Annotated in this window: 10 protein-coding genes and 1 pseudogene; 4 read left to right on the forward strand and 7 right to left on the reverse strand. The window is 71.8% G+C overall.

Translation table 11 applies throughout. The features are described from left to right. Nucleotides 1–33: 33 nt before the first annotated feature. From ACFYZZ_RS07255 to ACFYZZ_RS07265, 3 genes are all read left to right on the forward strand, one after another. A complete protein-coding gene (locus ACFYZZ_RS07255; RefSeq protein WP_389172566.1) occupies nucleotides 34–2,841 on the forward strand; it encodes a substrate-binding domain-containing protein in 2,808 nt (935 codons plus the stop codon). A gap of 69 nt (nucleotides 2,842–2,910) precedes the next feature. Next, the gene (locus ACFYZZ_RS07260) at nucleotides 2,911–3,240 is read left to right on the forward strand and encodes an ArsR/SmtB family transcription factor (RefSeq protein WP_389172568.1); all 330 of its coding nucleotides are present in this window, start codon (nucleotides 2,911–2,913) and stop codon (nucleotides 3,238–3,240) included. 29 nt (nucleotides 3,241–3,269) lie between these two features. Next, nucleotides 3,270–3,797 (forward strand): SRPBCC family protein, encoded by a 528-nt coding sequence (locus ACFYZZ_RS07265; protein WP_389172570.1) that lies wholly within the window; start codon nucleotides 3,270–3,272, stop codon nucleotides 3,795–3,797. A gap of 135 nt (nucleotides 3,798–3,932) precedes the next feature. Here the strand turns inward: ACFYZZ_RS07265 and ACFYZZ_RS07270 are convergent. From ACFYZZ_RS07270 to ACFYZZ_RS07295, 6 genes and pseudogenes are all read right to left on the reverse strand, one after another. Further along, nucleotides 3,933–4,157, reverse strand: a pseudogene (locus tag ACFYZZ_RS07270) (FAD-dependent monooxygenase); the annotation flags it as partial. A gap of 80 nt (nucleotides 4,158–4,237) precedes the next feature. Continuing rightward, on the reverse strand, nucleotides 4,238–7,063 hold the full coding sequence (locus tag ACFYZZ_RS07275) for an NHLP bacteriocin export ABC transporter permease/ATPase subunit (protein ID WP_389172572.1): 2,826 nt from the start codon (nucleotides 7,061–7,063) through the stop codon (nucleotides 4,238–4,240). 1 nt (nucleotide 7,064) lies between these two features. Further along, a complete protein-coding gene (locus ACFYZZ_RS07280; RefSeq protein WP_389172574.1) occupies nucleotides 7,065–9,287 on the reverse strand; it encodes an NHLP family bacteriocin export ABC transporter peptidase/permease/ATPase subunit in 2,223 nt (740 codons plus the stop codon). Next, nucleotides 9,284–10,090, reverse strand: a complete 807-nt coding sequence (locus tag ACFYZZ_RS07285; protein WP_389172576.1) for an HlyD family efflux transporter periplasmic adaptor subunit — start codon at nucleotides 10,088–10,090, stop codon at nucleotides 9,284–9,286. The genes ACFYZZ_RS07280 and ACFYZZ_RS07285 overlap by 4 nt, the downstream gene beginning before the upstream one ends. Before the next feature lie 115 nt (nucleotides 10,091–10,205). Continuing rightward, nucleotides 10,206–10,424, reverse strand: coding sequence for a type A2 lantipeptide (locus ACFYZZ_RS07290; protein ID WP_100829770.1), 219 nt, complete (start codon nucleotides 10,422–10,424; stop codon nucleotides 10,206–10,208). A 477-nt stretch (nucleotides 10,425–10,901) separates the two neighbouring features. Continuing rightward, nucleotides 10,902–11,315, reverse strand: coding sequence for a PaaI family thioesterase (locus ACFYZZ_RS07295; protein WP_386578071.1), 414 nt, complete (start codon nucleotides 11,313–11,315; stop codon nucleotides 10,902–10,904). Nucleotides 11,316–11,513: 198 nt separating this feature from the next. On the opposite strand from ACFYZZ_RS07295, the gene ACFYZZ_RS07300 reads away from it, so the two are divergent. Next, nucleotides 11,514–12,923, forward strand: coding sequence for a S1 family peptidase (locus ACFYZZ_RS07300; RefSeq protein WP_389172578.1), 1,410 nt, complete (start codon nucleotides 11,514–11,516; stop codon nucleotides 12,921–12,923). A 509-nt stretch (nucleotides 12,924–13,432) separates the two neighbouring features. Here ACFYZZ_RS07300 and ACFYZZ_RS07305 read toward each other — a convergent pair. Further along, complete coding sequence (locus tag ACFYZZ_RS07305; RefSeq protein ID WP_389173658.1) at nucleotides 13,433–15,577, reverse strand: SpoIIE family protein phosphatase; 2,145 nt, start codon at nucleotides 15,575–15,577, stop codon at nucleotides 13,433–13,435. Nucleotides 15,578–15,832: the final 255 nt, after the last annotated feature.

Genomic DNA, 15,832 nt, shown 5'->3' on the forward strand with positions numbered 1-15,832 from the left:
GCATGGGGGCTCTGAGTCGAGAATCGGTTACAGGTGGCAGACACTTCTTCTGGTCCCGTCGCGGTGATCCTGACCGCGTTGCAAGTGGAGTACGACGCGGTGAGCGCCCGGCTCGAAGGCCTCACCCGGAGCAGTGAGAAAGGCACGGTCTTCGAGCGGGGCCGGCTGCCCGGCACTCCGTGGACCGTCGTCCTGGCGCAGACCGGCCCGGGCAACGACAACGCTGCACTGGTCACCCAGCACGCCTACGACCTGTACCGGCCGAGGGTGCTTTTGTTCGTCGGCGTCGCCGGCGGGCTGAAGGACGACATCCGGATCGGCGACGTGGTGATCGGCGAGCGCATCTACGACTACCGCGAGAAGCAGAGTCCCCGCGGCGACCACTACCGCCCGCGCGGCTGGGAGGCGCCGTGGCGGCTCGTCCAGCACGTCCAGCGCATGACCTTCGGGCCCGATGTCGCCGGCCGGGTACGGGTCGCGCCGATCGCCTCCGGCAACGTCGTGCTCGACCGGGAGACCTCCGAGCTGGGCGAGGTGCTGCGCGGGAACTACGACGACGCCGTCGCCATCGAGATGGAGAGCGCCGGTGTCTGCCGAGCCGCCCATCTCATTGGCGGACTCGACACGTTGACGATCCGGGGGATCAGCGACAAGGCCGACGGGGGCAAGGGCCGGGCGGACGCGGGCGGTTCCCAGGAGATCGCGGCGTGGTGCGCGGCCGCGGTGGCGGTGCGGATCCTCGCATCGCTGGCTGCTGAGCAGGAGACTCCGACTCTCCCCGATGCCGGGAGCGTTGGCGGCGCCCCCGGGGCGGGTTCGGCGTCCCAGGAACTCCTGGGCGCGTCGGCCGCCGGGACCGACGAGTCCGGGCCGCCGGAGGAGGGCGAGCCGCCCGTCGTGCCCCCGCCTCGCCGCCGCCGGACGCTGCTGTCGCGCGCCCGCTTAGGCAGGAGGGCACAGCCCGCCGGGCGTACCCGCACCACCCTCATGGCCTGTGGCGCGGTGGCCTTGGTCGGAGTGCTCGTCGCCGTCCTGCTCAAGGCCACGGCCGATGCCGGCCCTCCGGACGGGGACTCGGCGCTGAAGTCCTGCAAGGTGTCTCAGGCCCGCGTCAAGCTTCACGTCGCCGCGTCCATCGACCTCTCGAAGTCCCTGAGCGACGCCGCCCGTGATTACGGGGCACGGCAAAGCCCCGACGGTACTTGTGTGAAGGTCGAGGTGTCGTCGGTCAACTCCGGTACCGCCATGCGCGCGCTGCGCGGAGGCTGGCCCGAGGGCGACGGGCCGCGCCCCGACGTATGGTCGCCCGCCGGCAGCGAGTGGGTCGACCTGGCCCGGACGACAAGTGGAGGGCGGAGGCTCCTGCCGGAGAGCGAGCCGCGGTCCATCGTGACCAGTCCGCTGACCATCGCGATGCCCAAGCCGATGGCGGAGACCATGGGCTGGCCGGAGACCACCATCGGCTGGAGCGACCTGGCCAAGTGGGCCGAGGACCCCACGCACTTCTGGGCGGAGCACGGAAACAAGCAGTGGGGCGCCCTCAAACTGGGGAAGACGAACCCCGATTACTCCACGTCCGGACTGAACGCCACCATCGCCGCCTTCTACGCCAAGACCGGCACCACCGGCGAGCTGTCCATCCGCGACGTCGACTCGTCCGCCAACCAGGCCTTCGTCCGGAACATCGAGAAGTCCGTGGTCCACTACGGCGACACCACCCTGACCTTCCTGGCCAATCTGCGTGCCGCCGACGACAAGGGCGGGCGCGAGGAGGTGCTCAAGTACATCTCGGCCGTGACGGTCGAGGAGAGCGCGGTCGTCGCCTACAACAAGGGGTATCCCTGTGGGGCCTACAGCTACGCGCGCGGCTGCGAGCAGCGGGGCAAGCCGAAGACGCCCCTCGTCTCCTTCTACCCGAAGGACAGCGACCCGGCCAGTGACCACCCCTACGTCCAGCTGGGGGGCATGAGCAAGGCGAAGCAGAAGGTGTCGGACGACTTCCTGACCTACCTGCACAGCACCGACGCGTACCGGAAGTACTTCGCGCCGTACGGTTACCGGACCTACAAGGGTGAAGTGCTCGCTCACACGGGGATCGACCAGGACCACGGCGCCCTCAGGACCCCGCAGACCGAGGGCTACGACGCGCCCGACGGCAAGGTGCTCGACCGGCTGCAGCAGGTGTGGACGAGTCTGCGCCGCAGGGCCAACGTGCTCGTGGTCATCGACACCTCCAAGTCGATGGACGACAAGGTGCCGGGCACCGGTGACTCCAAGATGCAGCTGCTGCGCCTCGCCGAGCCCGCCCTCTTCGGCTCCGGCGGCTTCGCGGACACCGACCGGGTCGGCTTGTGGAAGTTCTCCAACGCGGCCAGTCTCGACGGCAAGCACCACTACGTTCCGCTGGTGGACATCGGGCCGATGGGGGAGAAGCTGACGGACCACCACGGTCTGACCCGTAGCGACGCACTCAAGGCCGAGGTGAGCGGCCTTGTCCCCAACGGCGCGACCGGCCTGTACGGCACGGTCGATGCGGCGGTGGACTCCATGCGCAAGGACTACGACCCGGCGGCCATCAACGCGATCGTGCTGCTCACCGACGGCCGCAACGAGGGCGTGCCGCCCACGCCGACCCTCAAGGACGTGCTCGCCAGGATCGGCACCCCGGACAAACGGGTCCGCGTGTTCACCGTGGCCTACGGGTCGAAGGCCGACCAGCAGGACGCGAACGGCAGGACCGTGCTGGAGGAGATCGCCGCTGCCACCGGGGCGCACGCCTACGACGCCAAGGATCCGAAGGTTCTCAGCGAGGTGCTGACCAGCGTGATCTCCAACTTCTGAGGGCCCGCCCCCTGGCCAATGACCATACATTCCTTGACGGGAATATAACTGCAGAGGCATATTGGCCCTATGTCCGACGCCGCGCTCTGGACCGCTCTCGCCGACCCCCACCGACGGGCCATAGTCGCTCTGCTCCTGGAGCGGCCCCGGCCCGTCGGGGAGATCGTGGAGGCATGCGGACTGAGCCAGCCGAGCACCTCCAAGCATCTGAAGGTGCTGCGGGAGGCGGGGCTGGTGCGGGTCAGGCAGGACGCGCAGCGCCGCGTCTACGCCCTCGACCCGGCCCCGATCGCCGCCCTCGACGCCTGGCTCGCGCCGTACCGCAGTCTGTGGAACAGCAGCCTCGACGCGCTGGGCCGCCGTCTCGACGAGACGGGCGATACGCCGGACGACACCTGACACCCCCCATCGCGAAGGACCGAAGCACCATGTCCGTCGACCTCACCGGCACCTATCTGACCCTCGACGACGGCCGCCCCGCCGTCCGCTTCAGCCGCACCTACGACCACCCCGTCGACCGCGTCTGGCACTTCGTGACCGACCCGGACGAACTCGCCCAGTGGTTCCCCTCCCGCGCCGAGATGGACCTGCGCCCCGGCGGTGCCATCCGGTTCAGCGGCGACCCCAACATGCCCGAGTCCACCGGCAAGGTGCTCGCCGTCGACCCGCCCCGCCACCTCTCCTTCGAGTGGGGCGGCGACGAGCTCCACTTCGACCTGGAGGAGGCCGGCGCGGGACGCACCCGGTTCACCCTCACCAACGTCCTCGTCGCCGAGAACACCGCCGCCCGCAACGGTGCCGGCTGGGAGGTCTGCCTCGCCGCCCTCGACGCCAAGGCCCGCGGCGAGCGCTTCGAGGGGCCCCACGCAGGGGCGAGCGCGCCCTGGAAGGAGTTCTACGACGGCTACGTCGGAGCCGGTTTGCCCTCGGGCGCGCCGGTGTCGGGCCTGGACTGACCCTCAGGCCCGGACCGACCCTCGGGCGAACACCCGGGTGAGCGCCGCGGAGAGCGGCCCGGGGCCGGCCGGGGACACCCGCGCGCCGAGATACCCGTCCGGGCGTACGAGGAACGCCTCGCTCCCGCCGGCCGTGAGCTGTCCGCGCAGCGGGACGGCCGCGTCCAGGGCCGCGCGGGCCACGCCCGTCCGGTCCCAGACCTCCAGCGTCCTGGGCTGGATCCCGACCGCCTTGGCGTACGGCAACCGCTCCGGAAGCCTGTCGACCAGCCGGCAGGCGACACCCCGCCTGGTCAGTTCGAGGGCGGTGGTCAGGCCGACGGGGCCCGCCCCGGCGATCAGTACCTCGGTGTCCGTCATGAGCGTCTCCCGTGCTGCCCCGGGAACCATGGTCGCCCGCGGGGACCGGCGCGGCGACCCGGCCCCCGGCGCCGCAGGCGCTACGCCAGCTGCCTGCGCACCAGCTCGTGCAGCCGGCCCCCGGTGTCCGCGAGCAGCTGGGCGGGCGGGCCCTGCTGGATGACCTTGCCTTCCTCCATGACGACGACCCGGTCCGCGTCCAGCACCGTGGACAGCCGGTGGGCGATGACGATGCGCGTGGCGTTGAGCCCCCGGGTGCTCTCGATGACGATGCGCTGGGTGTCGTTGTCGAGGGCGCTGGTCGCCTCGTCGAAGAAGAGGATGCGCGGGCGCCGGATCAGCGCCTGGGCGATCATCAGACGCTGCCGCTGCCCGCCGGAGATCGCGCCGTTGCCCGCGACGATGGTGTGCAGGCCCATCGGCATCCGCTTGATGTCCTCCGCGAGACCCGCCATCTCGGCCGCCGCCATCGCCTCCTCGGGCGTGTACGGTTCGGTGCCGCAGATGACGTCCAGGATGGAGCCGGTGAACGGCTGCGCGTGCTGGAGCACGACCCCGCACTGCCGGCGCACCGCCGACTGGTCGAGGGCCGCCAGGTCCTGCCCGTCGTACAGGACGCTGCCCGAGACCGGCTTGTCGAAGCCGATGAGCAGCCGCAGCAGCGTGGACTTGCCGCAGCCGCTGGGGCCGACGACCGCCACGAACTCGCCCGGGCGGACGGCGAAGGACACGTCGTCCAGGACGAGCGGGCCGTCGTCGGCGTACCGGAAGGACAGCCGGCGGGCCTCCACCGCGCCGGACAGCGGACCCGGCCGGGTGCTCGCCGTGCGCACCTCGGGCGTGGCGTCCAGGACCGGCTTGATCTCCTCGAACAGCGGCAGCGCGGCCACCGCCGAGACGAAGGAACCCGTGAGCTGGGTGACCGAGGTCAGCACCATCGTCACCGACGTGTTGAAGGTGAGGAAGGCCGCCGCCGACATCGAGCCCCTGGCCGGACCGGCCAGCAGCATGAACATCAGCAGAGTGCACACCGGCAGATAGACCGCCCCCAGCACGGTGGTGAGATTCTTGATCCGGCCGACCTTCTGCTGCAGTTCCCGGCTGCGCGCGAACTCCCCGGCCCAGGCGGCATAGGCGTAGTTCTCCGCCGCGGCGACCCGCAGCTTGGGCAGGCCGCGCAGGGTCTGGAACGCCTGGTTGTTCAGCTTGTTGCCGAGCGTCACAAGACGGCGCTGCCAGCGCACCTGCCACAGCCCGAGCCCCAGGAACACGGCCGCGATGACGACGAGCATGCCGATCGCCGCGAGCGCCATGGGCACGCTGTACCAGAGCAGCAGACCGAGGTTCATCGCACCGACCGTCACCGACTGCGCGACCACCGGCCCGACGCCCGCAAGCAGCCGCCGGATCGCGCTGATGCCCATGGCGGCACTGGCGAGTTCACCGGTGGAGCGCTGGGTGAAGAACCGGGTCGGCAGCCTGAGCAGCCGGTCCCAGACGGCCGGTTGGAGCGCCGACTCGATACGGCCCTCCAGACGCAGGATGGTCAGGTTCTCCAGCAGCGTGAACGCGGCCGACACGACCCCGCTGATCATCACCGCCAGGCAGACCTGGACGATCAGGCCCGTCTGGGCCCTGGGCACGTACTCGCCGAGGACCTTGCCCGTGGCGATCGGCACCAGTGCGCCGATCGCCACCGTCACCAGCCCGGCGAGCATCAGGTTCAGCAGGTCGCCGCGGGTGCCGCGCAGGCTGAACCGCAGCAGCCCGAACGGGCTGAGCCCCCGCTCGGGCAGCGGCCGGTAGAACATCACCGCGCGCGGCTCGAACTCCTCCGCGTTCGCCTTCTCGATCGGCGTCTCGCGTCCGGTGCCCGGGTGCACGGCCACATAGCCGCCGCGCCGCCACAGCAGCGCGACCGGCGCCCCGGACAGCGCCCGGTGCCCCACCAGCGGGCCCACGTTCTCCCGCCACCAGCGTCCGTCCAGGCGGACGGCCCGGGTGCGCACCCGGGAGGCCAGGGCCACCCGCTCGACCGGGTCGAGGCGCTCGCTCTCGGTGCCGCTCTGCGCGGGCTCGGCCAGGGTGATCCCGGCCGCCTCGGCGACCAGCTTGCAGGCCGCGTAGCCGGCGTCGGCGTCTGCGGCCGTCGTACGGCGGGCCGAGCGCTTGCCGATGGAGGCGAGCAGGGTCTGGTCGGCCTGGGCGCGGACCGCCTCACCGGCCTTGATACCGGCGGCCGTACGCGTCTCGTGCGTGCGCTCCAGCTGCTCGATCCACCGGTCCAGCGCGGTCAGCAGCCGGTACTCCTGGTCGACCATGCTCTGCCACAGCGCCGGGTCCATCAGCAGGTCGGCGGCGGCCTCCGCGCCGTACAGGGAGCCGTACTGCACGCTGCCCGGCGGCACCTGCATCCAGAACACGTCGTCGTCGGACGGGGCGGCGGACCGCTCCTCGGCCATCGGGGCCTGGAAGAGGACGGACAGACCACGGCCGACGCCCAGCGCGACGGCGTACTCCAGAGGGCTCGACGCCGGCGGCACGTACTCCGGGTTGCCGTACTCGTCGTACGACCACGTCTGGGTGTGGGCCGGCTGGTACAGCTCGCGCAGGTTGACCCGGTGCACCACACAGTCCCGCGCCGGGCGCGCGACCAGGGTGTGCTGCGGTCCGGCGACCGGGCCGAGCAGCAGCGCACCCGCCTCCAGCCGGCCGAGGTGGTGCCAGTGGCCCTGCTGGGCGGCGTCCACCGCGAACAGGTCCAGCGCGCCGGCCGCGACCAGCCACAGCACCTGCGGGCCTTCCAGGTCCAGCCGGCTGAAGCCCGCGCAGTCGACGCGCGTGCCCATGGAACCCAGCGCTCCGAGCACGAGGTCGCCTTCGTAACCCTCCTGAACAGTCGTCATCTCACCGCTCCCTGACCAGTGCGGCGTACGCGCCGCCGCGCGCCACCAGCTCCTCGTGGCGCCCGCGCTCGACGACCGTGCCGTGCTGGAGCACCACGATCTCGTCGCTGTCCCGGACGGTGCTCAGCCGGTGGGCGATCACCACACAGGCGCAGCCGCGCCGGCGCAGGTTGTCCATCACGACCAGCTCGGTCTCCGCGTCCAGCGCGCTGGTCACCTCGTCCAGCACGAGGATGCTGGGCCGCCGCACCAACGCCCGGGCGATCTCCAGGCGCTGGCGCTGCCCGCCGGAGAAGTTCCGGCCGTCCTGCTCGACCTTGCTGTGGACGCCGCCGGGGCGGCGCATCACCACGTCGTACAGGGCCGCGTCCCGCAGCGCCTCCACCACGGCCTCGTCCGGGATCGACGGATCCCACAGGGCCACGTTGTCGCGGACCGAGCCCTCGAAGAGAAACACGTCCTGGTCCACGAAGGAGACCGAGGAGGCGAGCGCGCCGCGCGGGATGTCCTCCAGGCGGCGGCCGTCGATGCGGATCACGCCGTCCCAGGGCGCGTAGAGACCCGAGATCAGGCGGGACACCGTCGACTTGCCGCTGCCCGAGCCGCCCACCAACGCCACCTGCTGCCCGGGACCCACGGTCAGGTCGAACCCGGTCAGCAGCGGCTTGTCCAGCGGGCTGTAGCCGAAGGTCACGTTCTCCAGCTCGACGTGCCCGTGAAGCCGGCGCGTGGAGTCGGCGCCGCCGGGGCGGGCGTAGAGCGGGTCGGCCTGGAAGTTCTCCACGTCCTTCAGCCGGGCCACGTCGGCCGCGAAGTCCTGGATGCGGCCCGCCACGCCGTTGAGCCGGGTGAGCGGCGCCGTGAAGCGGGTGACCAGCGCCTGGAAGGCGACCAGCAGGCCGACCGAGATGTGCCCCTCGACCGCCCGCATTCCGCCGATCCACAGGATCAGCGCGCTGTTGAGCGTGGCGAGCGTCGGCGCGACCACACCCAGCCAGGCGCTCGGCACACCGAGCCGCTGCTGCTCCTCCAGCGTGGTGGCATGCTGCCCGGCCCACTTGCGGAAGTAGCCGTCCTCGCCGCCGGTCGCCTTCATCGTCTCGATCAGCTGGAGACCGGTGTACGACGTGTTGGTGAGCCGTGCGGTGTCCGCGCGCAGCTTCGCCGTACGGGTCGCGCGCAGCCGTACGACCAGCCGCATCGCCACCACGTTCAGCAGGGCCACACCGATGCCGAGGAACGTCAGCTGCGGGTCGTAGGTGTACAGCAGCACGGCGTACAGCACGACCACGACGGCGTCCACGCCCGCCGCCGCCAGGTCGCGGGCCAGGGTCTCGGCGACCTGGTCGTTGGACTGCAGCCGCTGCACCAGGTCGGCCGGGCTGCGCTGGGAGAAGAACGTGACCGGCAGCCGCAGCAGATGGCGCAGGAAGCGGGCGCTGGAGAGGGTGGAGGAGATGATCCGGCCGTGCAGCAGGTTGGCCTGCTGGAGCCAGGTCAGCACCAGCGTGAGCAGGACACAGGTGGCCATCGAGGCGAACAGCACGCCGAGCAGCGAGGTCTGGCCGCCGATGAGGAACATGTCGATGTAGGTACGGCTGAGCGCGGGCACCGCCGCGCCCACCGCCACCAGCAGCAGGCTGGCCAGCACGGCGGCGGGCAGGGTGCCCGCGGTGCCGCGCAGCCGGGCCGGCATCGCGCCGAGCACGCCGGACTTGCGACCGCCCTTGCTGAAGCCGTCGCCGGGCTCCATCACAAGCACGACACCGGTGAAGCTGCCGTCGAACTCCTCCATGGGCACGAACCGGCGGCCCTTCGCGGGGTCGTTGATGTACACCCCGCGCCGGCCGAAGCGGCGGCCCATGCCGTCGTAGACGACGTAGTGGTTGAACTCCCAGAATAGGACGGCCGGTGCCGTCACCTCGGCGAGGGCGGCCAGGTCCATCTGCATGCCCTTGGCGGTCAGGCCGTAACTGCGGGCCGCCTTCAGCAGGTTGCTGGCGCGCGAGCCGTCGCGGGAGACGCCGCAGGCGATGCGCAGCTCCTCCAGCGGGACGTGCCGGCCGTAGTGGCCGAGGACCATCGCGAGGGAGGCGGCGCCGCACTCGACGGCCTCCATCTGGAGCATGGTCGGCGTACGGACCGTGCCGCCACTGGACTTCGGGACCGGGCGCCGGGCCGGGGCCGCCCGTCTGCGGCCGCGGGTTTCCTGAGTGGTGCTCACGGCAGCAGCCAATCGACGGGACGCTGGTCGGCCAGCCGGATCGAGCCGGAGGCGAGGGTCATGGAGTCGAGCTGGTACGGCGGCCCGTCGGCGGAGGACCACCGCAAGCCGCTCTTCGTGCCGGACGACCTGTCGAGCGCGACCAGGACCGCCACCGGGCGGCCCTTCTTCGTGAACTGCTCGCCCAGCTGGCTGTCCCCGAGGAACGCGGCGATCGACTGGGCGGACTGGGCGGTCCGGTCCACCGACTTCACATGCCCGCGCAGCACGCCGTACCGCTGGGTCGGCACCGAGGACACGGTGAGGTCCACGGCGGCGTGCGCCGGGATGGCGGCGGCGTTCTCGGCGGGGACGTAGACGGTGGCGTACAGCGGGTCGGAGGCGTGGGCGACCTTCTCCACCGCCGCGATGTTCGCGCCGGTCCGGATGATCTGGCCGATGGTGGCGGCGAGCGCGGTGACGCGGCCCGCGGCGACCGTGCGGACCACGGAATCGCCCTGGCTCGTGCGCACTTCGAGGACGGGAGCGTTCGCGGGCAGCCGTTCGCCCTGTTCGGCGAGTACGGCCGTGACCTGGCCGGCCACGGGGCTCTGGAGCAGATAGCTGCCCTGCCCGTGGGTGAGGATGGCCTGCGCGCTCACCGTGGAGGCGACCGAGCCGGTCACCGCCCACACGGAGGCTGCCGCCATGACGACGACGGTGACGCCGAGCGCGAGCCAGCCCTGGGGACGGGCCAGCCGCACCGGAAGGTCCAGCTCCTCCGGCGACTGGAGCTTGGCGAGGGCCTGTTGGCGGAACTGCACGGAACTTCCCTCACCCGAGGAGAGACATCGTTACGACCTGATTCGGGCACCCACGGCACCCGAGAGTCCCGGAGCCGGGGGGCGGCTCCGGGACTTCGGCGACACCGAGGTGCGATCAGAGACCGGCGACCGTGGCGGTCAGCGGCGCGGTGTTGATGCCGGCGACGCCCGTGACGGTACCGAGAGCGGTGTTGACCAGGCCGTTGACGCCCGGGGCAACCTCGTTCGCGGTGGCGAGGGTGCTGTTGAGGGTGTTCACGGAAAGACCGCCGGAGACGTTGTCCAGCTCGGCGTCCGAGATCTCGACGGTCTCAACCTGGGGGGTGGAGTTCATGGTGGAACTTCCCTTCGTATGGATATTTCACAAGGGGGGAAGCGGCCCCCTCTGGGGACAGACGACGGCCGCGATCGCGGGTGCCGGAACCCCCGTGTCCGGGAGTCCGGGGGACCCCCGCGATGCGATGGATCAAAGCACGCACGCGGGCCGCGCTTCCAATCAACCAGGCCCCTCACCAGCGCACTTGCCCCACCCGGAGTCCCAAGAGTGCAGGTGCGCGCACGGCTTGTCGGCGACTCCTTCACATGCCGCACGGCATCGCCCCACCCCGGCCCTTGTGCGCCAGGCGGCGAATCCGGCACTCGGCGCCAAAGGCGTGCCGGGGGGCGCGCGGATGTGCAGAACCCGGGGCGTCAGTGACTTGGTTGAGTATTCAATGTGCAGATTCCCTGAAGCGGGGATTCCGGTAAGTGACCGGTACGGACCGCTGCCGATCAGTAGCTGAGCGTGTCGGCTCGCCGGTGTGCAGACGTGTCAGCCCATCAGCGCATAGACCGTGCTCGCGCGGGCGGCGAGCGCACCTGACGCGGCGTCGGCCAGCGTGATGTCCGCGAACGCCATCCGCCGGCCCAGCTTGGTCAGGACCGCTTCGATCAGGACATCCGAACCGGTCACCGCGCGCTGGAAGGACGTCGACTGCTGCACGGTCGTCATCGGCACGAAGCCGCCCCGTGCTGCCGAGACCGCGATCACCGTCGCCGTGTCGGCGGCCGCCATGAGCGCCTGCCCGGACAGCCCGCCGCCCTCCCGGGCCAGCCGCTCCGACCAGGGCAGACGCAGGACCGCGCGGTCCTCGCCCAGGGCCTGGACGGACAGTCCGAGGTCGAGCACCCAGGGTGCGAAGTTGGCGGAGAGGATCTTGTCGGCTTCGGCCGTGGTCATCGTCATATGGGGGATTCTTCCCGGCCACTCGGCGCGACACGCGGAGCGTGGCTGATTCGCCTCCAGGGGGCGGAAGTTGGCGAGCGGAATTGAACACACCGCATGACCCGCCCGTACCTACAGCCATCCAGGCGCCCCCGATCAACTGCCCGACAGCGGCATACCCCCGTCCCCAGGAGGTCGAGAATTTTGAGTCACAAGCGAATGCCCAAGCGCAAGGCCGCGATAGCGGTGGGCGGTGTCGCGGCGCTCGGAGCGGCGGCCCTCCTGCTGCCCAACGCGAACGCGTCACAGGATCAGAACAACGCGGCGGGCGCCGCCGGCACCGCGAAGACCCTGAAGGCCTCGGACGCCTCGGATCTCGCCGCACGGTTGCAGAAGGTGCTCGGTGACGCCGTCGCCGGGTCCTACTACGACAGCGGCAAGAAGCAGCTGGTCGTCAACGTGGTCAGCGGCGACAGCAACATCATCCAGCAGGCGGAGAAGGCCGGCGCGGTCGTCCGCCAGGTGGAGAACAGCGTCTCCGAACTCAAGGCCGCCGCAGGGACGCTGAAGACCAAGGCGACCATCCCGGGCACCGCCTGGGCCGTGGACCCGCGCACCAACAAGGTCGTGGTCACCGCCGACTCCAGCGTCACCGGCGCCAAGTGGAACCGGCTCCAGTCGACGGTGCAGGGCCTCGGCTCCGGCATGGCGACCCTGAAGAAGTCCGCCGGCACCTTCAAGACCTTCGTCTCCGGCGGCGACGCCATCTTCTCCCAGGTGCAGGGCGGCAACGTGCGCTGCTCCCTCGGCTTCAACGTCAAGGCCTCGGACGGCAGCCCCGCCTTCCTGACGGCCGGTCACTGCGGGGTCGCCGCGAAGGACTGGTCCGACTCCCAGAACGGCCAGCCCATCGCCACCGTGGACCAGGCCAAGTTCCCGGGCAACGACTTCTCCCTCGTGAAGTACAACGACGCCACCACCCAGGCGCCCAGCGAGGTCAACGCCGGCAACGGCCAGACCGTCCCGATCACCCAGGCCCAGGACGCCACCGTCGGCGAGACCGTGTTCCGGATGGGCTCCACCACCGGGCTGCACAACGGCCAGGTGACCGGCCTCGACGCCACCGTCAACTTCCAGAGCGAGACCGACCCGAACGGCGTCGACACCGTCACCGGCCTCATCCAGACCAACGTCTGTGCCGAGCCCGGGGACAGCGGTGGCTCCCTGTTCACCCAGGACGGCGGCGCGGTCGGCCTCACCTCCGGCGGCAGCGGCGACTGCACCAGCGGCGGCGAGACCTTCTTCCAGCCGGTCACCGCCGCCCTGCAGGCCACCGGCGCCACCCTCGGCGACGGCGGCAACGGCGCGGGTGACCAGGCCGGTGCGGGCGACCAGGCGGGCACCGCCGACCCCTCGGCCTCGGCCGGCGACCAGGCAGGTGCCGGTGACCAGGCCGGCGGCGACCAGGCAGGGGCCGGTGACCAGGCCGGCGGCGACCAGATCGGCGGCTCCGCCGACCCGTCCGCCTCGGCGGGCGACCAGAGCGGCGCCGGCGAGGGCACGGGCACGGGGGACCAGTCCGGCGCGGGCACGGGCGACGGGTCGTCGTCCCTGACCGACAGTCACTGACCCTCCTCCAGCGGGACACCAACGCTCCCGCACCGGGATTCGGCGGTCCGGCCTTTCGGCTGGACCGCCGGGTTGTTGCTCACCGGGGTCCGGTGGTCGGGCTTTTCGGCTGGGCCGCTGGGTTGTTGCTGACCGGGATGCGGCGGTCGGGTCTTTTGACGGGACCGGCCGAGCCGCCCCGCACTGGGATCCGGCGGGTTGTCCCCGCGAAGGGACCGGCCGAGCTGTCCCACACTGGGATTTGGTGGTCTGGCCCGCCGGGCTGTCCTCACTGCAGTCCGGCGGGGTGGTCTCTTGATAGCACCGGCCGAGCCGCCCCGCACCGGGATTCGGCGGGCCGTCCCCGCACCGGGACCGCCCGAGCCGCCCCCGCGGCGGAACCGCCGAGCCGCCCGCAGACTCTCCCTGGCCGGCCCACCGCGGTTCCGGTCGGCAGGGACTGTCCGGCTCTCCGGCGGGAGGCCGGACCACAGTGGTCGGGTCGGACCACGGTCGTCGAGCCCGGTGGTTCAGCGGTTCTCGTGGGCCCGCAGCAGCAGGACCGCCACGTCGTCCACCCGCTCCCGCGCCGCCGCGCTGTGCCGTACGAGTTCGTCGGCCAGGTTCTCCAGCGGCTGGTCACCGGCTTCGGCGAGGAGGGCGCCGAGGTCGACCAGGGAGTCCTCGATGTCCACGTCGGGGGTCTCCACGAGACCGTCCGTGTAGAGGGCGAGGACCGAGCCCGGGGCCAGGGACACCTCGGTCGTCGGGTATGTCGCCGACGCGTCGATCCCGAGCAGCGGGCCACCGGCGAGGTCCAGCACCCGCACCTGCCCGTCCGGGCGCCGGAGCAGCGGTGGCGGATGCCCGGCGCGTGCCATCACGGCCTGCCCCTGAGCCGGGTCCAGCCGTAGGTAGAGGCAACTGGCGAACAGGTCGGCGCCCAGGTCGATGAGCAGCCGGTTGGTGCTGCTCATCACGTCCTGCGGCGCCTGACCCACCGTGGTGTACGCCCGTACCCCGGTGCGGATCTGCCCCATCAGCGCGGCCGCCGTCACGTTGTGACCCTGGACGTCCCCGATCACCGCCGCGGCCAGCGGCCGGGTCGGCACCAGGTCGTAGAAGTCGCCGCCGATCTCCATGCCCTGAGTGGCCGGCAGATAGCGGGCGGCCGCCTCGATGCCGGGCAGCGCCGCCAGCGTGTGCGGCAGCAGCGACTCCTGCAGCCCCTGCGCCAGCCGGTGCTTGGCGTCGTACAGCTGGGCGCGCTCCAGCGCCTGCGCGATCAGGCCGCCGAGGCTGGTGAGGACCGCCCGCTCGTCGGCGGGGAAGGCATGCGGGTCGGCGTACGCCAGCACGCACGTGCCCACCGGCCGACCGGACGCGATCAGCGGCAGATACGCCCAGGACGCGAACCCGTCCGGGGGCCGCTTCGGATACAGCCGCGCCATCTGTTCCCACGAGTCGAAGAACGCCGGCACCCCGGTGTTCAGGGCCTGGGTGCCCGGGGTGCGCTCGCTCAGCGGCAGCCCGTGGAAGCGCTCCACCATGTACGGGTCCGCATACCCGCGGTGCCCCAGCACATGCAGCCGCCCCGCCTGCGAAGCGAGGATCACCAGCCCCTGGCAGCCGACCGACGGGGCGACCTCGTCCCACACCAACTGCACGACGTCCTGCACCCCCACCGCCTCGGTCAGCGCCGCGGCCAGGCTCAGCACCTGAGTGATGGTCACCAGCCTCGAAGGCCCCGCCCCCGTCCGCGGCGCGTCCCGCGCCATCTCCGCCACCGCCCGCGCCCGGCTGATCCGCACGCTCAGCCCGGTCGTGCTCGGATACATCCGGAACGACAGCCACTCGCCCGGCGGGCGCAGCGCCACGAACGAGGTCACCTGCTGGCTGATCAGCGCGGCCCGGTACCTGTCCTCGTACACCGGATCGTTCAGCCACGGCACGGACACCCACGGCAGGGTGCCGAGCAGCTCCCCGGAGGGTCGCCCGAGCAGGTCGGCGGCGGCCGCGTTGACGAAGACGATCCGGCCGTGCAGGTCCAGCGACACCAGCCCGTACGGCAGCCGGGACACCATCCGGGCCGCCTCCACCGACCCCAGCGTGTCCGACACGCCCGACAGCGGAGTCGCCAGCAGGTCGACCTCGGGGCCGATCCGCCGGTTCTCCGCCGCGGCCCGCTCCAGCCGCAGAGTCAGCCGCTCGCAGGCCGCCGTCAGAATGTCGCGCTCCCGGTCGGGCAGCTCCGGCGGATGCGCGCCGGGCCAGGTCACGAACACGGCGCCGTACACGGTCCCCGCCGTCGCCAGCGGCAGCGCGGCCAGCGCGAACGGGTACGGCAGCACCATCGAGATCCGCGGATAACAGCGCGCCATCTGCTCCTCGCCGCCCACCCACACCAGCCGCCGGTCGCGCACCGCGTCCGCCACCGGGACATGCGCGCTCAGCCCGACCCGCTCCCACGGCGCCGCGAACGCCCGGGGCATGCCCGCCATCACCGCCATCTCCAGGACCGGCTCATCGGGCCTGAGCAGGTACACCGCGCCGGAGTGCGCGTGCACGTCCTCGATCATCGAGGCCAGCGCAATGGACAGCAGCGGTCGGCCGACCTGAGTGCGGTCGGCCGCCGGTGGCTGTGCCGGCCCTGGCCCGTCGGACACGCCGACCACCTCCTCGCCGGGCCGCGCGTCGCGTCTCGGGGTCAAGGCTCCCTCGCCGGGGCGTGCGGCGCACGGCGAGCGCCCGTCGGCGCCATGTGCCGCAGCCGTGACCTGCGCAGGCGCCCGGTCGCCCCGAGGGCCTGCGCATACCCCGTCGGGACGGGACCATGCCTGCGCAGCCGAAGCGCGCGGCAGAGTACGGGCGCCGGGTGTGCGCCCCCGCGCACCTTGATGGCCGATTCTCTGCGCCCGCGAACGGCGAAC

Source organism: Streptomyces sp. NPDC001816, from assembly GCF_042892235.1.
Lineage (GTDB): Bacteria > Actinomycetota > Actinomycetes > Streptomycetales > Streptomycetaceae > Streptomyces.